Origin of the sequence: Mesorhizobium terrae (assembly GCF_008727715.1) — a bacterium.
Lineage (GTDB): Bacteria > Pseudomonadota > Alphaproteobacteria > Rhizobiales > Rhizobiaceae > Mesorhizobium > Mesorhizobium terrae.
This window is the reverse complement of the sequence record NZ_CP044218.1, coordinates 1,230,914-1,249,768: the sequence shown is the minus strand read 5'-3', so window position 1 is coordinate 1,249,768 and position 18,855 is coordinate 1,230,914. Positions and strand designations below refer to the sequence as shown.

28 protein-coding genes are annotated in these 18,855 nt (G+C 60.8%); 14 read left to right on the top strand and 14 right to left on the bottom strand.

Going from position 1 to position 18,855, the window contains the following annotated elements; genetic code table 11:
- Nucleotides 1-4 precede the first annotated feature (4 nt).
- From FZF13_RS07125 to FZF13_RS07065, 13 genes are all read left to right on the top strand, one after another.
- Complete coding sequence (locus FZF13_RS07125) at nt 5-328, top strand: hypothetical protein (RefSeq protein WP_139116513.1); 324 nt, start codon at nt 5-7, stop codon at nt 326-328.
- Nucleotides 325-603 (top strand): hypothetical protein, encoded by a 279-nt coding sequence (locus tag FZF13_RS07120; RefSeq protein ID WP_024922468.1) that lies wholly within the window; start codon nt 325-327, stop codon nt 601-603. The genes FZF13_RS07125 and FZF13_RS07120 overlap by 4 nt, the downstream gene beginning before the upstream one ends.
- Nucleotides 604-927: 324 nt before the next feature.
- On the top strand, nt 928-2,076 hold the full coding sequence (locus FZF13_RS07115) for a vWA domain-containing protein (protein WP_161773057.1): 1,149 nt from the start codon (nt 928-930) through the stop codon (nt 2,074-2,076).
- Nucleotides 2,077-2,314: 238 nt separating this feature from the next.
- Nucleotides 2,315-2,566 (top strand): hypothetical protein, encoded by a 252-nt coding sequence (locus tag FZF13_RS07110; protein ID WP_024922470.1) that lies wholly within the window; start codon nt 2,315-2,317, stop codon nt 2,564-2,566.
- Between the two features lie 32 nt (nt 2,567-2,598).
- Nucleotides 2,599-3,399, top strand: coding sequence for an HNH endonuclease (locus FZF13_RS07105; protein ID WP_024922471.1), 801 nt, complete (start codon nt 2,599-2,601; stop codon nt 3,397-3,399).
- Nucleotides 3,400-3,452: 53 nt separating this feature from the next.
- Entirely contained in the window at nt 3,453-4,289 is an 837-nt protein-coding gene (locus FZF13_RS07100) for an N-6 DNA methylase (RefSeq protein ID WP_024922472.1), read from the top strand.
- Nucleotides 4,286-4,804 carry a hypothetical protein gene (locus tag FZF13_RS07095; protein WP_024922473.1) on the top strand — a complete coding sequence of 173 codons (519 nt, stop codon included), beginning with the start codon at nt 4,286-4,288 and terminating at the stop codon, nt 4,802-4,804. The genes FZF13_RS07100 and FZF13_RS07095 overlap by 4 nt, the downstream gene beginning before the upstream one ends.
- Nucleotides 4,794-5,009 carry a hypothetical protein gene (locus tag FZF13_RS07090; protein ID WP_024922474.1) on the top strand — a complete coding sequence of 72 codons (216 nt, stop codon included), beginning with the start codon at nt 4,794-4,796 and terminating at the stop codon, nt 5,007-5,009. Before FZF13_RS07095 ends, FZF13_RS07090 begins: the two co-directional genes overlap by 11 nt.
- A 55-nt stretch (nt 5,010-5,064) precedes the next feature.
- Nucleotides 5,065-6,945, top strand: a complete 1,881-nt coding sequence (locus tag FZF13_RS07085) for a ParB/RepB/Spo0J family partition protein (protein WP_024922475.1) — start codon at nt 5,065-5,067, stop codon at nt 6,943-6,945.
- 42 nt (nt 6,946-6,987) lie between these two features.
- Nucleotides 6,988-7,170 carry a hypothetical protein gene (locus tag FZF13_RS07080; protein ID WP_024922476.1) on the top strand — a complete coding sequence of 61 codons (183 nt, stop codon included), beginning with the start codon at nt 6,988-6,990 and terminating at the stop codon, nt 7,168-7,170.
- Nucleotides 7,171-7,243: 73 nt separating this feature from the next.
- The gene (dnaN, locus tag FZF13_RS07075) at nt 7,244-8,509 is read left to right on the top strand and encodes a DNA polymerase III subunit beta (RefSeq protein ID WP_081766810.1); all 1,266 of its coding nucleotides are present in this window, start codon (nt 7,244-7,246) and stop codon (nt 8,507-8,509) included.
- A 69-nt stretch (nt 8,510-8,578) separates the two neighbouring features.
- A complete protein-coding gene (locus FZF13_RS07070) occupies nt 8,579-9,040 on the top strand; it encodes a helix-turn-helix domain-containing protein (RefSeq protein WP_139116512.1) in 462 nt (153 codons plus the stop codon).
- A gap of 1 nt (nt 9,041) precedes the next feature.
- Nucleotides 9,042-9,347 carry a hypothetical protein gene (locus FZF13_RS07065; protein WP_036253716.1) on the top strand — a complete coding sequence of 102 codons (306 nt, stop codon included), beginning with the start codon at nt 9,042-9,044 and terminating at the stop codon, nt 9,345-9,347.
- On the opposite strand, the gene FZF13_RS07060 is transcribed toward FZF13_RS07065, so the two are convergent.
- From FZF13_RS07060 to FZF13_RS07000, 14 genes are all read right to left on the bottom strand, one after another.
- Nucleotides 9,344-10,279 carry a hypothetical protein gene (locus FZF13_RS07060; RefSeq protein ID WP_024922480.1) on the bottom strand — a complete coding sequence of 312 codons (936 nt, stop codon included), beginning with the start codon at nt 10,277-10,279 and terminating at the stop codon, nt 9,344-9,346. The genes FZF13_RS07065 and FZF13_RS07060 overlap by 4 nt on opposite strands.
- Nucleotides 10,269-10,613, bottom strand: coding sequence for a hypothetical protein (locus FZF13_RS07055; RefSeq protein WP_024922481.1), 345 nt, complete (start codon nt 10,611-10,613; stop codon nt 10,269-10,271). Before FZF13_RS07055 ends, FZF13_RS07060 begins: the two co-directional genes overlap by 11 nt.
- On the bottom strand, nt 10,613-11,953 hold the full coding sequence (locus FZF13_RS07050; RefSeq protein WP_024922482.1) for an AAA family ATPase: 1,341 nt from the start codon (nt 11,951-11,953) through the stop codon (nt 10,613-10,615). Before FZF13_RS07050 ends, FZF13_RS07055 begins: the two co-directional genes overlap by 1 nt.
- Nucleotides 11,950-13,056: a DUF7146 domain-containing protein gene (locus tag FZF13_RS07045; RefSeq protein WP_024922483.1), complete on the bottom strand. Its 1,107-nt coding sequence runs from the start codon at nt 13,054-13,056 to the stop codon at nt 11,950-11,952. Before FZF13_RS07045 ends, FZF13_RS07050 begins: the two co-directional genes overlap by 4 nt.
- A 1-nt stretch (nt 13,057) precedes the next feature.
- A complete protein-coding gene (locus FZF13_RS07040) occupies nt 13,058-13,345 on the bottom strand; it encodes a hypothetical protein (RefSeq protein ID WP_024922484.1) in 288 nt (95 codons plus the stop codon).
- Nucleotides 13,338-13,532 (bottom strand): hypothetical protein, encoded by a 195-nt coding sequence (locus tag FZF13_RS07035; RefSeq protein WP_024922485.1) that lies wholly within the window; start codon nt 13,530-13,532, stop codon nt 13,338-13,340. The genes FZF13_RS07040 and FZF13_RS07035 overlap by 8 nt, the downstream gene beginning before the upstream one ends.
- Nucleotides 13,529-14,008, bottom strand: coding sequence for a hypothetical protein (locus FZF13_RS07030; RefSeq protein ID WP_024922486.1), 480 nt, complete (start codon nt 14,006-14,008; stop codon nt 13,529-13,531). Before FZF13_RS07030 ends, FZF13_RS07035 begins: the two co-directional genes overlap by 4 nt.
- The gene (locus tag FZF13_RS07025; protein WP_161773056.1) at nt 14,005-14,730 is read right to left on the bottom strand and encodes a response regulator transcription factor; all 726 of its coding nucleotides are present in this window, start codon (nt 14,728-14,730) and stop codon (nt 14,005-14,007) included. Before FZF13_RS07025 ends, FZF13_RS07030 begins: the two co-directional genes overlap by 4 nt.
- Nucleotides 14,730-15,044: a hypothetical protein gene (locus tag FZF13_RS28860; protein ID WP_024922488.1), complete on the bottom strand. Its 315-nt coding sequence runs from the start codon at nt 15,042-15,044 to the stop codon at nt 14,730-14,732. Before FZF13_RS28860 ends, FZF13_RS07025 begins: the two co-directional genes overlap by 1 nt.
- Nucleotides 15,041-15,646 (bottom strand): hypothetical protein, encoded by a 606-nt coding sequence (locus FZF13_RS07020; protein WP_024922489.1) that lies wholly within the window; start codon nt 15,644-15,646, stop codon nt 15,041-15,043. Before FZF13_RS07020 ends, FZF13_RS28860 begins: the two co-directional genes overlap by 4 nt.
- A 142-nt stretch (nt 15,647-15,788) precedes the next feature.
- The gene (locus FZF13_RS07015; RefSeq protein ID WP_024922490.1) at nt 15,789-16,232 is read right to left on the bottom strand and encodes a GapR family DNA-binding domain-containing protein; all 444 of its coding nucleotides are present in this window, start codon (nt 16,230-16,232) and stop codon (nt 15,789-15,791) included.
- Nucleotides 16,232-17,113, bottom strand: coding sequence for a GcrA family cell cycle regulator (locus FZF13_RS07010; protein WP_081766812.1), 882 nt, complete (start codon nt 17,111-17,113; stop codon nt 16,232-16,234). Before FZF13_RS07010 ends, FZF13_RS07015 begins: the two co-directional genes overlap by 1 nt.
- Nucleotides 17,113-17,640, bottom strand: coding sequence for a hypothetical protein (locus FZF13_RS07005; RefSeq protein WP_150978929.1), 528 nt, complete (start codon nt 17,638-17,640; stop codon nt 17,113-17,115). Before FZF13_RS07005 ends, FZF13_RS07010 begins: the two co-directional genes overlap by 1 nt.
- 168 nt (nt 17,641-17,808) lie before the next feature.
- Nucleotides 17,809-18,087, bottom strand: a complete 279-nt coding sequence (locus FZF13_RS07000) for a hypothetical protein (protein WP_024922493.1) — start codon at nt 18,085-18,087, stop codon at nt 17,809-17,811.
- An 87-nt stretch (nt 18,088-18,174) separates the two neighbouring features.
- Here FZF13_RS07000 and FZF13_RS06995 point away from each other — a divergent pair, with 87 nt between their 5' ends.
- Nucleotides 18,175-18,846 carry a S24 family peptidase gene (locus FZF13_RS06995; RefSeq protein WP_024922494.1) on the top strand — a complete coding sequence of 224 codons (672 nt, stop codon included), beginning with the start codon at nt 18,175-18,177 and terminating at the stop codon, nt 18,844-18,846.
- Nucleotides 18,847-18,855 lie beyond the last annotated feature (9 nt).

Below are 18,855 nucleotides of genomic sequence, written 5' to 3'. Positions count from 1 at the left end.
CATCATGCCCAATTTGATCGAGTGCATTGATGCCGAAACCATCCGTCGCGAACTGTTCGGACCGCGCTGCAAAGGCGATCAGTTCAGGTTCCGTTGGCATACCCGTGGCTGGGATTATCCTCGCTGGACGTACGAACTGATCTACTCTCCACCACATCGGTTTTTCGCGCTCGGCATCCGTTTCATTCGTTCTCGCCGAGGGAGCTGGGAAGATTTCCGGGGACCCGTATCAGCAGATACGGTCGATGCGTTCCAGGCGGCCCTGCCACCAGAATTGCTTGCCCGCTGCATGGCCGCCTCGATCTACGATCCGCGAGATCAGTCATGAAGCTCAAGCACTACACGGTGTGCCAGCATGCCGGTCGTTTCCAATGGCACCTCAAGAAGCCCGGCCAAGTTGCTCCTCTGGTCTTCTATGAACTCCGCTATTGGGAGAGCGAGCGCGGGTTCACGGCATACCGATGTGAGCGGTTCACGCCCGGTGGTCACGTGAGGAGGTATGCGGTCAACGACCGTCAGGTGGCAATTCTCAAGCTAATGCTCCTGCCTTCGGAGATCGCTGCCTGCATGGCGGCTTCGATCCGCGAGGGAGGGCTGTCGTGACCCGGGCGCAATGGCTTTCGCACCTTGTTCCGACAGGGTTCACCACGTCGTTTTCGACAAGCCTGGGTCCGACGATGTTCTGGCAATTCGGGCGCATGTCAGGAGACCGCCGATACTATCTCTATCTCCGTGGCCGTGATCGTTGTTGGCTGGTGTTGACGTGCCGCGCCGATCAGCAACCGAGCACTTGGTCAAAGCTCTCCTGCGCGACGCTACTGAAGTCTCGGCTATCCGCTGCCGAAGTTTCCGCCGCTGTCGCGTTCATGATCCATCAGCAAGTTGAGAAGGAATATCCCGATGCTTAGCAAAGCAGTCGAAGACAAATTGCTCGCCGCCCGCACGTCGCTGCTGTGGGATCATCCGTTCTTCGCCACGCTCGCCATCCAGCTCGAACTGGTCGACGCCACGGGCGATCCGCGCATCGACACGATGGCCACCGACGGGAAGCGGCTCTACGTCCACGGCCCGTTCGTGGAGAGCCTGACCAAGCAGGAGCTGATCTTCGTTCTGGCGCACGAGGTGATGCACAACGCGCTGCAGCACCACATTCGCCGGCAGATGCGCGACGCTCGGCTTTGGAACATCGCGGCGGACTACTGCATCAACGGTGAGTTGTCCGAGACCAATGTCGGCTCCATGCCCAAGGGCGGCCTGCTCAATCCGCGCTTCACTGGCATGGGTGCAGAGGAGGTGTGTCGTATCCTCGAAGAGGAAGCGCAACAGAATGGCGGCGGCGGTCAGCAGCAGGGCAACGACCCGGGCGGATGCGGCGGCGTGATCGACGCGTGCTCGCCATTCGATGAGGCCGGCCTGGCCGACGCGAAGGCCGACATCGAGACGAGGGTGCGGCAGGCGGCGGCGATCGCCAACGGGAAGATGGCGGGCAATATGCCGGCCGGCTTGAAGCGGCTGATCAATCGCCTGACCCGGCCCGTGATCGACTGGCGCTCAGTGCTGCGGCGTTTCATCGACGAGAGCAACGTGAAGGACTTCTCGTGGGCGCGGCCGAACCGCCGGTTCTTGCACCAGAACATGGTGCTGCCTGGCGTCATATCGGATGGCGTTGCTCATCTGGTGGTGTGCGTCGACACCTCGGGCTCGATCGACGCCAAGGCGCTGACTGCCTTTGCATCCGAGATCAATGGCGCGTTCGGCGACGGCATGGTCGATCGCATCACCGTGATCTACGCCGACACGAAGGTGCAGCGCGTCGAGACGTATGAAGCCGGTGACGAGCTTGCACTCGATCCAAAAGGCGGCGGCGGTACCGCGTTCTCTGGCGTCTTCGAGTGGATATCGAAGAATGCCGGTGACGCATCCGCCGTCGTTTTCTTCACCGACCTCTACGTTCATGATTTCGGCAAGGCTCCGAATTGCCCGGTGATCTGGGCGGTGTTTGGCGACAGTCGAACGTTCGATGATCTGGCGGCAAAGACGCCGTTCGGAGAGTCTGTCTACCTCACCGCAGCCTAGGAGGCATCGACAATGGCCAGAGCAGACTTTGACTATGACGGCGCTGAGTGGGTGGACGCCACTCAGGCCGGCAAGAAGTACGAGGAGCAGGTTGACGTCCGGAGCGTTCCAGTTCGGCTCCGGTACCGCAGCTTGCTCGACCCGAGAGAGTCTTGGCGCGAAGGTCCTGCGCCGATAGAGTGATACCGCAGCCTGACCGCCGCACCCCGCCACTTATGGCACCGCAAGGAGATCTACAATGAAGAACCGTATCACCGATCTCAACGATCATTTGTTCGCGCAGATGGAGCGTCTCTCGCAAGAGGGATTGACCAGCGATGAGCTCGAAGCGGAAGTCCAGCGCACGGAGGCGATGGTCCAGATCGCGGACAAGATCGTCGACAACGCACGCCTTGGAATTGCTGCTGCGACGCTGGTCGCAAACCACGGCGACAGGTTCCGCAAAGACCTGCCAATGCTCTCCGGGCCCAGGGAGATCGACGGGAAATGAGGGGGCGGCCAATCCATTACAGCGACGACGAGATGGCTTGGCTCGAAGCCAATCGCACGATGATCATCAGCGACTATCACAGTGCTTTCGTCGAGCTGTTTCGTAGAAACGATATCTCCGCGCTCAACCTCCACGGGCTGAGGAAGCGCAAGGGATGGTTCGTCGGGCGTGCCCCGGGTCGATTCTACGGTCGCCATCGAAAATTCTCGACGGAGGAAATGAACTGGCTTCGAGATAACGCCGACATGGTCGTCTCCGACTACTGCCGCGAGTTCTGCACCAAGTTCGGCCGCGAGGATGTCTATCCCAGATTCCTGCATGCTCTCCGCAAGCGGAAAGGCTGGAAGACGGGCCGCACAGGCTGTTTCGAGAAGGGCATGACGCCCGTCAACAAAGGAAAGCGGTGTCCTCCGGGCAAAGGCGGGCGCCACCCGAATGCCCGCAAGACCCAGTTCAAGAAGGGCGGCATAACGGGTGCCGCTGCCGAGAAGTACAAACCGATCGGAACCGAGCGGTTCAGCAAAGAAGGGTATCTTGAACGGAAGGTCCATGATGGCCTTCCGCGACAGTCGCGCTGGCAGACTGTCCAGAAGATCCGGTGGGAAGATGCCAATGGTCAATTGCCTGTCGGCATGGCGCTCAAATGCATAAACGGTGACAGGCTCAACACCGACCCGTCGAATTGGGAGGCCGTGCCGCGCGCTATGCTGCCCCGCCTCAACGGGAAATACGGCCGCGACTATGACCATGCTCCGACTGAGTTGAAGCCGATCATCATGGCCACCGCCAAGCTCGAACACCGCGCCCGGGAGGTAGGCGCCCGCAAGAAATAGCTACCGGCCAACCTGATCGAACCCGCCGACTATGGCAAAGATGGAGATCGCGGATGCATCCGCATGACACCCACCGCAAGGCGTTCGTCCGCCTTGCCCAATCCCTGAGCCGTCAGGAAGGTTGGACCCAATACGACGCCTTCCGTGCATTCCTTGAAGCTGGCTATCGATCAATCCGCGGCGCGTTCCTGCACGGTGATGCCTGGCAGCAGAACGAGGACGAATACATGAAGATCGTCCGCCGCTGCCGTCACCCGAAGGAGACTATGGCGGCGCTGGTTGAGATGCTGGGCCACACGGTCGAAGCGCTCGAGGCGAAGTGCGAAGACTTCCTCGGCCCGGTCTACATGGATATCGGCGGCTCGAAGGACCACGGCCAGTTCTTCACGCCGCATGAGCTCTCTAGCCTAATCGCCCGAGTGAACATGCCTGACCTTGGCGAGATGATCGCGGCCTCACCGCGCGGCTACTTCACCGCGCATGAGCCTGCCGCCGGCATGGGCGGCATGGTTCTCGCCGTTGCGGAGATCATGCGCGAGCAGGGCTTCGAACCTGCCCGGCACTGCCACTGGCAGATGATCGATGTTGAGTTCAAGGCGATGGCTGGTTGCTACATTCAGACGTCGCTTGCCGGCGTTTCGGGCATCGTAGTGCATGGGAACGCCCTGACGTTGCAAGAGTGGGCCTACTCGTTGACGCCGACTGCTTGGTTGTTTCCGAAGCGGTTCGATATCGCAACGCCGGCGCCGACAGAGCCGATCGCAGTGCCGGCAATCGAAGCGCCGGAGCCCATCATCCGCAAAGTCTCAAAGGCCGCGCCACCCAAGGCCGGCCAGATGGCGTTCGACTTCACTGTCCCGCCAAACATGGCAGAAAGGAAATCAACATGACTGACAATGAGGATGGCGCAATGACGCCAGAGGAACATCGTCTCGAAGACCTCAAGCAGATGGCTGCCTACTCTGGCCCGATCGTCTCGCTCGAGGCAAGCGAGCCCTACTATCTTGCCTCATGTGATCATTGCGGCTGGGTAGGCTCGTCGAAGCATTGCGGCACCGATAGTTTCGGCGACGACAGCGATGTTTGCTGTCCTCGGTGCCATACGAGCGGTGCAGATTGCGGGAAAGTTGCCGAAGCGCTCGCATCCCATCCAGTGCAGGGCTCGCAGGACGCGCCAACCCACCGTCACAAGAAGCGGGGCAGCACATACGCGCTGATCGGCATCGGTAAGATGCAGGCTGAACACTGGCGCGACATAGCCGTCGACGAGGACGAGACCGCCTTGGTCGATCTTCGGGAAGTCGCCATCTATCGCAGCGTCGATGACGGTTCGCTGTGGGCACGTCCCCGCGAGGAGTTTGAAGACGGACGCTTTGAAGTTCTGGAGGGCACCGATGCCAGTTGATTTTACTCACCCTTGGGTCGGCCGCACCGTCATCTACACGGCGGCTCACCCAAATGCCCGGCCCGAGCAGGGCATCGTCACCTCCGTAAACGTCGAGGCAAGAATCGTGTTCGTGCGCTACGGCGCCGGCACAACCAGCAAGGCGACGTCTGTCGACGAACGTCTTCAGTTTCTGGATGGATCGGATCTGATCCTCTGGAAGTAATGCGGCGGCCAGCCGCTCACCACCCGGCAATCATGCCATACAGGAGAAACCACGCATGCAGTCCGAACAACCGAAAGTACCTTTCGACCGTCTCATCCGTGACGACGCTGCAAACGTCCGCAAGAAGCACAGCCGCGAGGCAATCGTGGAGATGAAGGCTTCGATCCTCGCGCACGACATCATCCAGCCGATTGCAGTGCGGCCGCCAGTCACCGGCGACGCCGATCTCGGAGGGCAGCTCTACCGCATCTTTGCCGGCGGGCGCCGATGGATAGCCTTGGGCGAGCTCGTGCAGGAGGGAAAACTCCCGTCAGACCACCCGGTGCCAATCACCATCCGGGACACCGACGATGCAACCGCTACCGAACTATCTCTCGCCGAAAACCTGATCCGCGAGCAGATGACGCCGGCCGACGAGTTCCGTGCATTCCTGAAACTCGTCGAGGGCGGAAAATCCGTTGAGGATGTTGCGCTCCATTTCGGCCAGACTGATCGTTACGTTAAGGGGCGGCTGGCGCTGGCGCGGCTGCATCCAGAAATCCTGGCGGCATTCGAGGATGGCAAGGTCAACTTCGGCGCGGCCTGCGCGTACACCACCAATCCCGATCAGGACGCGCAGATCAAACACTTCAATGACGCCGGGAATTACAATCGAGGCGAATCGTGGGCCATCAAGAACGCGATGCGGCACACAGCAGTTGAAGCCACCAGCGCCCTGGCCAGCTTTATCGGCGTCGACGCCTACCAAGCGGCTGGCGGTATCGTCCACGAGGATCTGTTCGGCGAAGATTCGATGTGGATCAGTACCGACCTCATCCCTGGGCTGAAGGCGGAGGCCATCGAAAAGCTGCGCGCCGAAGCGCTTGCCGAAGGCTGGGCGTTCTTTGCCACAACCGAGGAGCTTGGCATCAACGACGCCTATGCGGTTCGTGCTGTCTCGCCGGCAGGCATCGAACTCACCAACGAAGAAACGGCTCGGATGGATGCCATCGCCGATGAACTCGAAGGCGCGATGGAAGACGATCCGGAGGTTGAGAAGCTCAACGCAGAATACGATTCCCTTGAAGCCAAGGCGAACTGCTTCTCGGCCGAGCAGGTGGCGGCAACCGGAATCGTCTTCGACGCGGAGACACTTCGCATCCGCCGTGGTTGCCTGAAGCCAGGTGCCAAGCTCAACGCAGACGGCGAAGCGGATGATGGCGACGAACCGCTGGCTGCCGCAGCCAAGGCGACGAAGGACCCTCTGGCACTAACGCAGCCGCTCAAGGACAAGATCGGCGAGACGTCAACGGCAGCTCTCAAGGTGGCCGTGCAGGCCAATCCGCATATGGCGCTGGCACTCATCGCCTCGATGCTGGAGCACCAGGACGAACACTGTATGGGCATCGGCCGCCCGACCAGGCTGCAGGTCCAGCGTGTCGACGTATACGGTTATGGTTCCCGCAGCGACTCTAAGAGCCGAGGCATCCATAAAGCGTTCGAATATCTGTCGAAGAAGACAGGCGATGAGTTGCTCGCTCATGTCGCCGGGTTGTTTGCCATGACGATCGACCTGACGGAGAAGTGGTTCCAGAAAGATTATACGAACGACGGTATCCGCGAACGGGTCAGGTCGGAGTTCATGACCGCTTTCGCCGCCGATCCTGTCGCGGCCTTCGATGCAGAAGCTTGGTTCGCTGCCTGCACCAAGCCCATGATCGACGCGGCCATGAAGGAGATGACCGGCAATCCTTCGTCCAAAGCCAAGAAGGCAGACATGGCGCGCGAGGCGGCCGACAAGGCGAAGGAGACTGGCTGGCTGCCTGCTGCGCTGCGCATCAAGGGCTATGCGTTGAAGGGCAAGAAGGCGGCGCCTGCCAAGAAACAGTCACTCAAGAAGAAGGAGGAAGAGCACAAGGCAAAACGTCGAGAACTCGCCGCCAAGATCGGCGCGTGAGCGAAAACCCCAGTCAACAATGACACCGCAACGGAGATCGAAATGAACAAGCTTAACGGTTGGACTGCCAAGCGCGCCGGCGGCCGCATTACCATCAACGCCGTCGACGCTGAGGGAAAGGCGATCAAGGTGCTCGGCGTGGACAAGATCACCGGTGGTGCCAACGGCGTACCGACTATCGCCACCGACAAGAACGGCGATCGCTACGAACTGGCGCAAAGCTGAAACGTCTAGGCGCTCGGCTTCGGCCGGGCGCCGCCCCTGCAATCATGCAACCTGGAGAGAACCTGTGAACGCCATGACTATCGTCCATTCCCACGCTGGCCCGTCTGCACTTATGGAGCGCGACGACATGCTCGCGGCCCTCAGCATCATCATCGGCGCCGTCGAGAAGCACGCCACCATCCCGATCTTGTCGAACGTCCGGATGAGCAAGACGCCCGACATTGACCGTTGCATCACGCTTACTGCTACCAATCTAGACATGCAGGTATCGGTGAACGTTCGGGCGAACGTGTCCGACGAGTTCGCCACTACCATCCCGGCGCACGCTCTGCGTGATGTTCTGCGCAAGTTGCCGGAGACGGAGCGCAACCGTCTTTCGCTGGAGATGCTGGAAGCGCCGATCCGGAGCCTGCCTGTCATTGATCCGGACACAGGCGAGCACATGACCGACGAGCGCGACAACCTCCTCTACGAGGACGAGCGGCGCAACAGCTTCGTCAGCGATCGCCTGAGTGTCCGTCTCGGCCGGGCGAACTTCGAGATCAACTCGCTGCCAGTCGATGACTTTCCGGAGGTCGCTGGGTTCTCATCGGAGCCTGTCGAGATCGTGCTGCCTGGCTCCGCGTTCTGGAATGCCATCGATGCCGTGAAGGACGCGATCAGCACCGAGGAAACCCGCTACTATCTGAACGGGGCATTTCTACATGTCGTCGATCGCGACACGCTGGCACTAACCGCGACCGATGGCCACCGGCTCTATCGGCAGGAGATCCATGACGTCGATGGCATCAAGGCCCTGCCCAATGTCATCCTTCCGGCGGCGTCACTCCACCTGATGCACGGTCTCTTGAAGGGCAAGAATTGCCCATCAACGGTTGAGGTCATGGTGGCCGAGGGCAAGTATGCAGTCATGTGGGGACCGGTGACGCTGCTGTCTAAGACGGTCGACGGCACGTTCCCCGACTACGCCCGCGTCATTCCAACAGCCACCGACAAGTTGGCCACGGTGCGTGCCAGCCGCCTTGCAGGTGCCGTAGCGGCGGTGACCGCGATCCGGTCGAAGAACGCCGGCGCGGTGAAGCTGGTCTTCCAGCGCGGCGTTCTCACGATTTCTATCAAGGAGGTTGACGTCGGCGGCGGCTCGATGGAGGTCGATTGCCAATATGACGGTGAGCGCATCGAGATTGGCTTCAGCTCCAGCTACCTGCTCGATGCTCTGACCGCCGCCGCACCGGACGGTCGCGATGTGACGATAGCGATGTCGGACGGAATGTCGCCGGCGTTGATCACCGGATCGATCGCAGGATGGAAAGGCGTGCTGATGCCGCATCGCATCTGAACGCTTCGTCCCAAACAATCTCTCGGAATGGTGATATACATGGTTCAAAATCTCGCCTATGCAGACGTGATGGCAGACAAACCCGCATCACGCCCGATTGCCAAGGCAATCCGTCACCCTTCCGGCAAGGGCTTCGCCGGGCAGTTCGCGCTGCCCGGCCTTGTTCCTGACGAGGTTCGCGATCGCGAGAACCGAGTTACCCGCTTCGACAACGAGCGGGATGCCGAGTTCATGGCATTGCGCGTCATGAAGGCCGTTCTCGAATCCCGCATGTCCGACCCTCGCAAGGCAGGTGGATACGATCGGCTCACCGGCGCCGATCTAGCGCAGCTTCTTGTCGACGCCGACCTGACGCCGACGGAGTTCGCCGAGATCTATGGCGTACCGCAGGCGCGTGTCATGGGATGGATCGATGGTGCCCAGGATATTCCGCACTCGGCGCAAGTTCTGATCAGGCTGCTGTCGATCGAGGAGAACTACGTCAAAGCGCGCGCCATCACGGACCAGGCGCAAGGGCTTAGGAGTGACTGACATGGATACCAGGAACCCATCAGAAGTCGCGATCTGGCTGGAGCGGATGGGCTTCAACGGCAAGCAGGTATCGGCTGCCGCCGAGCAGATGGGCCTGTCCGGCCGCCAGCTCACCCGTAAGCGCGATGCCGAGGCAGAGTTGACCTTGCAGGACCGCCTTGCGATGGCCGCGCTGCGCGCCGGATTGCAGCCGTGGACGCCGGAAGCTGATGAGGATCTTGCCAAGGTCCGCGCGCTGCGCGAGAGGGCAGGGACCATAGCGACGGAGCTGCATGCCGCTGTCGACAAGATCGTTGGTGCCGACTAGCGCGTCGCCCAGCGCGCGTCGTACTCAGCTTCGCTCATGTATCGAAACACGACCGCCGCACTGTCGAGCGCCTTATGAAGCTTGAGGATGATGCGGTCGCGTCTCGCCTGCAGTTGCCGCCGGCGCGCTTCGTGAAAGATGCGCTGAGCCTGTGTGCGCTTCCCTGGGGGGCGTGACTTGGCGTTGCGGACAGCCTTCTTGGCATCGATCTCCCATACCCACAAATCGTCGATCACCACCATGTAGAGCAACCGGTATAGGCCTGGATGCAGCCTTGCACGAACTGCTGACACCTTCGATATGCAGTCGAGGGCGTAATCGGACACGAGGCGTGGCCCGAAGCCGCCACTACCGCCTTCGAGGTTCTGCGACTTCAAGCCACCCGACTGCGAGCCGGCAACCTCGTCGCGGAACCGGACTGCTGCTGAGAACCGCAGGATGCCATACCCGGGCGGGTCCTTCGGGGTTTCGAGCCACCTCTGCGCAACCATGAATTCGAGCGGCGCAGCGCTGGTGTTCACGATCGAGGCATGATCCTGATCGATCAGGCTCAACTTCATGTCACGGCCGCCGAAGGCAGATCGCAGGACAGCGTCGGCCACACTCATCTCGTAGGCGTACGGCTCAAGGTGCCAACCCTCGAATCCGAAGGCCTTGGCACAAAGGGCGTAGAATGCAGCGCGTCGCGCCATGAATGCGGCATCCCGCTCCGGCGTAGAGCCCTCGCCATAGTAGAATGAGAGGGGCATCGGCCGGCACACCGTCGCGTATGTGTTGGGCGCGTCTACGGCCTCTTGCATCTCGATCGACAATCCGTTGGCCGCCGCGCGCTGTTCGATGGCAGCCTTGCGGGCTGCCGCCGCATCCGACTTCTCTTGCTCGCGCTGGCGCAGCGATTTCAGTCGCCGCTTGATGATGTCGTTACCCGGCACGGCCTCGCACCTTTCGCTTGAGGCTCGCGCGGCTCTGCCTGCGATCCAGCGGCCGGGCGGTGAAGCCGATACGATCGAGAATGCCGCCATCGAGTTTCGCTCCGGCGTCGTCCAGGCGAATGGCTTCGAGCTCGGATAGCTTCGCCGTGCGATCCTCGTCCGACATCGAGGAGCGCGCACGATATTCCGAGTTCTCGATGATGCCGGCGACCTGCTTGGTGCGCATTCCCAGCGCGAAAGCGATGGAACGCTGCGAATAGCCCACCAGCCACATGACGTAGGTGACATAACGAACGGCGTCGTCATGCCGGCGGCGACGGAAGATCGGCTTCATCAAAGCTGGATCTCCCCATCGCCTTCGATCATTTCCGCCATGCCGGGTGAGGTCGAACTGTTGTCCAGAGGCAGTTCGGGCGCACCGCCACCACGGTAGTTTGGCATCGTCTTGGGGAATCCGCGGATCGGCTTGCCCGTGTGCCACATGAAGGGCCGCTCCACGCCGATGACACCGGACTTCAAGAGGAACGTGCTAGAACGCCTGAATTCAGTCCGAAGCCGCTCGATGGCCTTCTTGCGTTCCTCCTCGGAAACGTCAGGCATTTTCTCCAGAGATACATCGCGGAAATAGTCCCATTTCACGACCGTCTTGCCGAGGGCCGCGCGAGGTCCGTCCTTCTCGTCGGCGACGAACTTGCCATATCTGTCGATGGCGTCGAACAGGTTCATCAAGATTCGGCGCTCCGTCGGATTGACGGATACCCCTTGTTTCTCCTGTTCTTTCTTAAGCCTCTCCTTCTCGCTCACGGTTACGATGGCACATGAGGTGATTTCCTTCGTGGAGCCGTCCTCCATGGTGTCGCTGCGCACCGGTACGGCAATGAGCGTGAAGCGGATTTTTCTGCCGTCCTCGCCATCTTTGATCTTGTCGAGCACCGCGTCGCGGATGCCTGTGTCCTTGTCGTGCTCGATAAGGATCACCTGCTCGACGTCATCACGCAGCGAAGTGTGGCCGCGAAGCTTTTTGCCGTCGGCATTGGTGTGATGGACCAGGCAGACGTGGCAACCCGTGTCACGTTCGATCCTGTAGACATTGTCGAGCACGACGGCATTGTCCTTGCCGCTGATCTCATCGATGCCGGGGGCCGCCTTCTTGAGTGTGTCAATGCAGATGAAGCCGGCCCTGACGCCGGTTCGTTTCTCCATGTCGGTCGAGTAGTGATTCACCTCGGCGATGAAATTATCCACGTCCTTCTTGTCCTTGGTGAAGATGTCGAGCTTGCCCGGCAGCAGCACGAACGGGATGTCCTCGCTTTCCGGCACCTCGAAATGCTGGGCGTAAGCCTCCATGCGATCGAGCAGGCCGAGACCACCTTCACCTGCCTGGTAGACAACGCCACAGCGCCGTACCGAGAGCCCGAAGAACTCCTTGCCGCGCGCGATGCACATGCCAAGGTGAAGCGCGAAGAACGACTTGCCGCTGCTTGACCGACCGCCGATAACCGACACTCCCGTGGTCGTCAGCCAGTCCTCGACCAAATATTGCAGCCGCCGGCGGGGCCGCTTGCGGTCCTTCCATGTAATCGCGCCGAAGTGCGACCGGAACGCCGGCTTGAGCGCTTCCGTGACTTCCGCCTCGAAGGCTTCGAACGTCTGTAGTGGGGGTATCGCGTTCATGCACCTTCAACCAGGTCGCCGAAGTCCTGACCCTTGGGAGCCATCTGCACCCACACGGATAGCCCGAGATTGCGAAGTCGGCGCCCGCCCACCAGCAATCTTGCCCGGGTCATCGCCCAGTCGCTATCGCCGTCACCAAGCAAAATGGCTTTGCGCACGATCGCCGGCAGGATCATTCCGGGCCGGTCCATGTCCGGTATGCCGTTCGGAATCCGCTTATCGTCGTCGGTAGGATGCGGCGATGACCCCATTGCGCCACCGGACAAATTACCCAGCGACACGGCGGCGGCCAAAGCGACGTCTTCCTCGGCGAGGCCGAGTGCAAACCATGCGCGAGTTGTCTCGATACCCTCGCCAATGACGACGCATGGCCCCTCTGGCGAAAGACGGATCGTACCGCCCTTCTGTTCACCCAGCACCTTCTTCGCCTTGTTTCGCGCCGGGTCTCCCGGCGGCACAAGTTTCTTTGGAGCGCTCTTGTCCAGATAGGTACGGTGCAGGCCGATGAGCTGGCCCTTGGCATCGCGGATCGCCGCTACCATGGCCGGGAAGGCACCGAGGTCGGATGTCGAATCGGCCTCAGCTGAAACCCAACCGTGATAGGGCAACTCCGCGACGAACCGTAAATCAGCAGTCCAGTGCTTGACGACAGGCAGGCCGCGCGCTTCCAGATAGGCTGCAGCAAGCGTTCCGCCGATCGGCTTGGCCCCGTCGAACAGCTTCTGGCAATCTTTCCGGGTTCGGTCGGATTTGGCGGCTTCTTCCTTCTGCCACTTCTGAGACTGCGCCTCGATCTCCTTGCGCTCCTCGGCGGTGATCAGGCGGACGCCGCCCAACACTTCCACGGCCTCCATGAAGGTCTTGCCGCCGAGTTCGGTCAGGACGGAGAAGTGATCTCCAGACGCGCCACAGCCGAAGCAATGGTATCGACCGCGCGTATCATCAATCTTTAGGCTGGGCGTCTTTTCGCCGTGGAAGCAGCAGGGCACCCATTTTATCTTGCCAGTGTCGCGGCTGCGCACACCGAATTGCGCGAACACGGAGGAAAGCTCCGTGCGGGATTTCAGGTCGTCTATCTCTGTCTGATCAATGCGGCGGGACACTTCAACGCTGCTCCACCGTTACTGTTTTACCGCCACCGCGGAACAACTTCTTGAACTTGGATTCGGCTTCGGAAAGGGCAGTTCCCGCCTTCTGGCCGCTCCCGACGATATCGCCGCACAGGTGCGCACGAAGTGCCCGCCACGCAGCTATTTCGGCCTCGTACGCGGACGTGTAGATGATCGGTCTGCCGTGTCGCTGGACGACTTCCCAATCGGCTTTGTGCACTTTGCGGAATTCGCCGTGATAGCCGCCGAAAACCGCGACCGATCTGGCATCGACGTCATTCATTGGGGAACCTCGTTGGTCTCGCGAGGTCGTGCCAGTCGCGCGCACCCTCGATGTCACGCTGCGCGGCATGGTCATAGCCATGGGACAGGAGCTCGGATTGTCGCCGCAGCAGGTCGACGGACCAGTCAGCCACGACTTCGTTCAAAACATCCAAAGCTTGCCCGATCTGTGCATAGGGGCCGGTCACGTGGTCATACCCTCCGCGCCCATGCGGAAGATCTCGGCAACGGCCGCCAGTTGTTTGCCAAGGCCCTTGACTGCCAGCGCTTCGGGGGCATCGGTAAGCACGAGGCCGACCTTGAGCATCACCTCGTCGAGCGTGAATTCCTGCTCGATAGTCTCGGCGCCGTCAGCGAGCAGGACAATCTGCCAGCGCTTTTCATGACGACGGATCAATCGTGCAGCCGCCTTGCCAACCAGCCAATAGCGATAGATCACGTCGCCGGTAGGCGGTGGCAACTTCGGTTCCGGGTCACTGGCGCGGGCCAGTGCGATACCGTGCTCCGCCAGAAGCCGCATCATCCGATCGGCGCGCATTCGATCCTGCTCGCAGGCCTCGTCGTGAAACTCGGCGCGTTGCGCCCATGGCATCGCGCTCTGGCCCAGGCGCTCGCACACCATGCATTCGGCCAGGATGTCACGCAGTTCGCGGAGGTCGCTCATTGGGCGCCTCCCTCAACAGCAATCAGGAGAGGGATGCCGTCTGGAACGAACCGGTATCCTTGGCCCCATACAGTCTCGATGAACTGCATCTGCGGGCAAATGGCCGCGAGCTTTCGACGGAGCTTGTGGATGTAGACGTCGACGATCTTCTCCAGGGCATCATTGAGCCCGTTGTGCATCGCCAAAAGGCACATCGCCTTGGTGAATACGATGTTGGGCCTGGCCGTCAGCGTCTCGAAAAGAACCTGCTCCTGGCCGGTCAAGCTGATCTGGCCACTCGGGCCGAGAACCTGCGCAGCTATGCGGTTGTACCGGCACCCTCCGAAGTGGAGAAACGGCGATTCCGAGCGCCGCACTCGCCGTTGCAAAGCGTGGAGCCGCGCTACAAATTCACCCGCCGCGATTGGCCAACGCTGGACTTCATCGGCGCCCGCGCCGAGGACGAGCACACGTCCGTCGCCATCCAATTCAAACCCCGCGCCTTCTTCAACAAGCGCAAAAAGTAGGTTGCGAATGTCTGCCAGCCGAAAGCGGCGGCAATGCTCGGCTGCACTCGCCGGACCTGGAGACCAGAAGACGCCGATAGCGTCAGGATTGCGGAAGAGCTTGGACCCGAACTCTTGGACGGACGGCTCCAGCTCACACGGCAAATCGACCATGGAGCAGGAAACAGCAATGCTCGTCGCGATCTGTGAAACTGGCGAGGAAACGATAACGTGCATCAGGATGGCCGTCCTGGCTTTGGTGGGTTCTTGCCCGGCTCCCAGCCGAAACCGGCGGCAATGGAACAGGCGATCCCCGCTTTGTTGATCTCCACCACGGTGAACGACGCCCCATCCGGAGAGGCGAGCACCTGGACGATAACGTCGCGGCTGACGAGGCCGCCGCCGATGGGCACTTCGCCCCATTGCTCGGCGAGGACCTGCTTGAGCGCGGTCCAGGAGGTGCACTGTTCTGCCCTGGCACGGCAGCAGACGAATGCGCCGATGATGGTGACGGCCAAGAGGACGAGGAAGATGTCGAGTGCGCGCTTCATGCTGCGACTCTCCCGTAGCTCATTCGCAAGTCCATGTAGGCGCGCTGATGATGCTCCGGCACGAAGATGGCCTTCGACGTCCACGAACAGGCCGCACCGACCGCATCGGCGCAGTCTTCCTGTGCCTGCCGATTGCCGACCGGCAGAGGAACATTCTGTAAGCGAGCATGCGCGACGGATGCGGCTTTCCAGTCCCCGTCCTTCGGCTTGAAGCCCGAACCGAAATATGAGGTATGCCAGCTCCTCGGTTGGAGCATGCCATAGGGGATGCCGAGACCGTCGAGCACACCGATCGCCGCGCCGGCCAGCGAGTTGAGGGAAGCGACCGTGGCGGCGTTGATGCTTCTCTTGTCGCCGGGATTGGCGGCGCCGGCGCCGTAGTCCATCACGATCCCCAGCGGGGTCTCGATCACGACGAAATCGGCGCGATGATCCTCATCTTGGTAGAACTCCCGCAGGGCAGGGGAGAATTTGGCCGTTTTGACCCACGTCGTTTCCTTCTCGAGCACAAGGCAGAACGTGCGCCACGTGCTCGGGTCGGCCGCGGGATTGATCAGCGAAATGCCGGTGAAGCGGGCGATGTCCAAGCCGCTGATGATCATGGTGCTGGCCCTCGAATTAACGTGCCCGCTTCTCTCCCGGGCTGGTCACGCCGTAGGTGTTGCGCTGTTGCTCGATCCCCAGGCTCGTGTTCCCTGGCCGGACCTCACGCTGAGAACGCGACGTCTTCTCGCTGCCTCAAATTCAATGTGAGGTAGCCGGCTCCTTGATCGGATCAGGTTCGCCCCATGCCTTCTCGGCCGCGGCGGCGACGGGATCTTTTTCCCTGGCCCCTTGCTCCTGGCGATCCATCGCAGCCGCACCCAACGGAGTGTCGGCAAGATCGCCAAGCACCTTCCTGATATCGACGAAGAACTTTTGGTCCTCGTCCTCCAGATCGTCGCGGAGGGCCTTGGCCTTCGCCTCGTGCTCGCGGGCGGAGACGATCGACTTCACGAGCTTCTTGGCGACGCCTTGAGATTTCGCGTCGTCGAGAACCTCCTTGATCCTCTCATTGATAGCTTTGCACTTCGCCATGAAGGTGCCTTGCTCGCTGGTCTTTTCCTTCATCAGCTCCTCGACCTTGTCGATGAAGCTGGCCGCCTCGCTCGGAGAGGCGCGGTTCTTTCCTTCCAGAATGCGGGTCATCAGCGAATCCTTTCCGCCGACCGAATGGCGGCTATCTGGCGTTCCGATTTGGGGGTGAAAGCGAGGCGGGCGTGGTAGGGGCAATACGGACCTTCGAAGAAGGTGTCGTTGCCGCAAAAATTGAAGTCGGGAGACATGGGATCACCATGTGGCCACTTGCATGTGCGCTCGGTCAGACCGACGAGCTGAAGGCGAAGCGAGACCGGCGCGCTTGTGTCATCGACAGGCCGTTTGGCTTCACCGGATACGAGATGCGCCGCCAGACCAACGGAGGCGGCGCGCTGCTCAGCACGTGCCTTGAAATCATACTGGCTGGCTGCTTTCGGGCCGGCGCCGATCACCACTTGCGGAACGCCGCCGACCAATCTCATCTTGCGACCTGGCGCCTTGCGCGGCGCGCTTTCGGCAGGCTTCGAGGACGGTGCTCTTACCTCCTTGGGATGCTTTGGTCGCGAGAATGCAGCGCTCTTGAATTTCAGCTTGAGCCGATGGGCGCGTCCGATGACGGCAGACCGAGAGGCATTCTGGAAGCGATCAGCTATCTTTTGCGCCGACAAGCCAGCTGCAATACCGTCTCGCAAGAGTAGATCGCGCTGGGATGGATCGATGAGCTTCCAGTTGAGCGTTCCGGAATAGGCTTTCCAGGGATCATTCGACGCAATATCGCCGGCCTGCCCTGGCTCTGCCGGCTCATACGATGCCCGCTCTTCCTGCTCGATCTCGCGCCGAACTTGCGCCGCGAGCATGGCGACCTTCTTCGGTGGCGCCGACAGCCGGTAAGCCATCGTGCTCACCGCCAAGCCTTCAGCGACTAGGCTACGAACCATTGCCAATTGGTCGTTCAAACTCAGCCGTGCCCATGTTTTCGCTGTGCGCGGCATCAGGCGGCCTTCCTTGCTCCGGATGCAGCCACATAGCGATGCGCGATGCCCGGTCGCGAACCAGCAGGGCTCGAAACGAAAGGTTTGCCGCCTGCACCTGCAGCCGTTTTGCCTTTGATCCTCTCCAGCGCAGCCAGCTGCGCGCGAGTGAACGACGCACCTTCGCTGGCAAGAGCAATCGCCAGCCGGTTGGTGGCGGCATCGAATTCTCGTTGTTCACGGCGAGCCTCCTCGAGCGCACGCAGTTCTTCGAGCGCCCGCATTTCTTCGTAATCCACCCTGGCGACCTCGCCGAAGAAGAACGCGCGAACGCGCCGGCGGCTGACTTCCGGCAGCAGCTTGGACAATTCGCGATAGACTTTTTCGATCTGCGATTTCGTGGGCATCTGAGGGGCGAGCATCTCGCCCAACCCCCGGGTGAGTTCTTCGGCGGTCGCAACGCTAGTGGACATACGACCCTCCATTTCCTGCGTGGAGCAGGAATCCACGCTCCTGGAGCGCGTATCCAAGTATCTGGAATCGTTCATCGCTATTCTCCATTCCATCGACGGAACTGGAGGCGACCAATGAACGGTCAGGTGAAAAACGATGGTGAGCCACGCCGGCCAACGCGAGACCGGATGCCGACGGGCCCACCATGATCGGGGTCGGAAGGCCCCGGTTGTCGCGGGCTGCTCTGCAAGCGCGCGCGGTTATCATTCTGCAGCCTCTTGGACAGCTGCTTCATCGACAGACGCATCATCGGTCGGACGAGGGACATCGTCCGGCCATGATGCGTTTGTCGGCCAATTCGAGAGAAACCAGCGGGCGACGCGGTCGTATGTTCGCACGTTGAATCCCTTTCCCGACCGCAACCGATCAAAGAAGTCGCCGTCGCCGGCGCAGAAGCGGCCGATCGTGCTTTCGGCGCGATCCACCTTTTCGCGGTAAGCGGCGAGGAGAAGTTCGAGATGTCGGATCAGTTCGGCTTCCATGCGCCTAACGATAGTTGGAGTTTTCCAACTACGTCAAGTGGAAAAATCCAACGCGCGTCGAATTGCCGGTCGTGGGAATATTCCAACATGGATAACCCGCTGCAGAAAATCGTCAGAAGCCGCCTGGAAGATCTCGAAACGAATCCGTTCGAAGCTGCGAAAAGCGCTGGGCTGGAGCGCAGTTTTCTCAACGACATCCTAATCGGCAAGAAGCTGTCGTTCCGCACCGACAAGACGGAACAGGTTGCGCGAGCGCTTCAACTCGACCCGAAAGACTTTGCCGCTTTGATCGCGACTCCGGCTATCCCCAGGACAGTGCCTATCATGGGTTATCTTGGTGCCGGAGCGGAGGTTGAGCCTGAATTCGAGCAGGTTCCGCCCGAAGGCTTGGATCACGTCGATCTTCCCTTTCCGGTTCCCGACGAAATGATCGCGTTCAAGGTCACGGGGAATTCTATGCTGCCGGTTTATCGGCCCGACCACATCATCATCGTCTATCGTGAACAGCGGAAGCCGATTGAAAGTTTCTTCGGGCTTGAGGCTGCTGTCCGGACGACTGCGGGGAGACGCTACATTAAGACGATCGAGCGTGGTGTGGGCGGTATCTTCCTTCGCTCGTGGAACGACATCGAGCCCATCGGTCCTGTCAAGCTGGATTGGATTGGCGAGATTTTTGCGACACTGCCGCCGGCTGCTGTGAAGCGAATCGGCCAGCAAGGTGGCATTCAGGGTCGGTTGTCCCTGCAGAGGGCCGGCTGATGCCCCGAT

Coding starts and splice junctions, on each gene's coding strand:
- FZF13_RS07050 (WP_024922482.1), bottom strand. CDS start 11,953: ATGAACGCGATACCCCCACTACAGACGTTCGAAGCCTTCGAGGCGGAA.
- FZF13_RS07030 (WP_024922486.1), bottom strand. CDS start 14,008: ATGAGCGACCTCCGCGAACTGCGTGACATCCTGGCCGAATGCATGGTG.
- FZF13_RS07015 (WP_024922490.1), bottom strand. CDS start 16,232: ATGACCCGCATTCTGGAAGGAAAGAACCGCGCCTCTCCGAGCGAGGCG.
- FZF13_RS07010 (WP_081766812.1), bottom strand. CDS start 17,113: ATGCCGCGCACAGCGAAAACATGGGCACGGCTGAGTTTGAACGACCAA.
- FZF13_RS07040 (WP_024922484.1), bottom strand. CDS start 13,345: ATGAATGACGTCGATGCCAGATCGGTCGCGGTTTTCGGCGGCTATCAC.
- FZF13_RS07110 (WP_024922470.1), top strand. CDS start 2,315: ATGAAGAACCGTATCACCGATCTCAACGATCATTTGTTCGCGCAGATG.
- FZF13_RS07080 (WP_024922476.1), top strand. CDS start 6,988: ATGAACAAGCTTAACGGTTGGACTGCCAAGCGCGCCGGCGGCCGCATT.
- FZF13_RS07125 (WP_139116513.1), top strand. CDS start 5: ATGCCCAATTTGATCGAGTGCATTGATGCCGAAACCATCCGTCGCGAA.
- FZF13_RS07095 (WP_024922473.1), top strand. CDS start 4,286: ATGACTGACAATGAGGATGGCGCAATGACGCCAGAGGAACATCGTCTC.
- FZF13_RS07100 (WP_024922472.1), top strand. CDS start 3,453: ATGCATCCGCATGACACCCACCGCAAGGCGTTCGTCCGCCTTGCCCAA.
- FZF13_RS07085 (WP_024922475.1), top strand. CDS start 5,065: ATGCAGTCCGAACAACCGAAAGTACCTTTCGACCGTCTCATCCGTGAC.
- FZF13_RS28860 (WP_024922488.1), bottom strand. CDS start 15,044: ATGAAGCGCGCACTCGACATCTTCCTCGTCCTCTTGGCCGTCACCATC.
- FZF13_RS07070 (WP_139116512.1), top strand. CDS start 8,579: ATGGCAGACAAACCCGCATCACGCCCGATTGCCAAGGCAATCCGTCAC.
- FZF13_RS07055 (WP_024922481.1), bottom strand. CDS start 10,613: ATGAAGCCGATCTTCCGTCGCCGCCGGCATGACGACGCCGTTCGTTAT.
- FZF13_RS07020 (WP_024922489.1), bottom strand. CDS start 15,646: ATGATCATCAGCGGCTTGGACATCGCCCGCTTCACCGGCATTTCGCTG.
- FZF13_RS07105 (WP_024922471.1), top strand. CDS start 2,599: ATGGCTTGGCTCGAAGCCAATCGCACGATGATCATCAGCGACTATCAC.
- FZF13_RS06995 (WP_024922494.1), top strand. CDS start 18,175: ATGGATAACCCGCTGCAGAAAATCGTCAGAAGCCGCCTGGAAGATCTC.
- FZF13_RS07025 (WP_161773056.1), bottom strand. CDS start 14,730: ATGCACGTTATCGTTTCCTCGCCAGTTTCACAGATCGCGACGAGCATT.
- FZF13_RS07005 (WP_150978929.1), bottom strand. CDS start 17,640: ATGAACGATTCCAGATACTTGGATACGCGCTCCAGGAGCGTGGATTCC.
- FZF13_RS07000 (WP_024922493.1), bottom strand. CDS start 18,087: ATGGAAGCCGAACTGATCCGACATCTCGAACTTCTCCTCGCCGCTTAC.
- FZF13_RS07065 (WP_036253716.1), top strand. CDS start 9,042: ATGGATACCAGGAACCCATCAGAAGTCGCGATCTGGCTGGAGCGGATG.
- dnaN (WP_081766810.1), top strand. CDS start 7,244: ATGACTATCGTCCATTCCCACGCTGGCCCGTCTGCACTTATGGAGCGC.
- FZF13_RS07120 (WP_024922468.1), top strand. CDS start 325: ATGAAGCTCAAGCACTACACGGTGTGCCAGCATGCCGGTCGTTTCCAA.
- FZF13_RS07090 (WP_024922474.1), top strand. CDS start 4,794: ATGCCAGTTGATTTTACTCACCCTTGGGTCGGCCGCACCGTCATCTAC.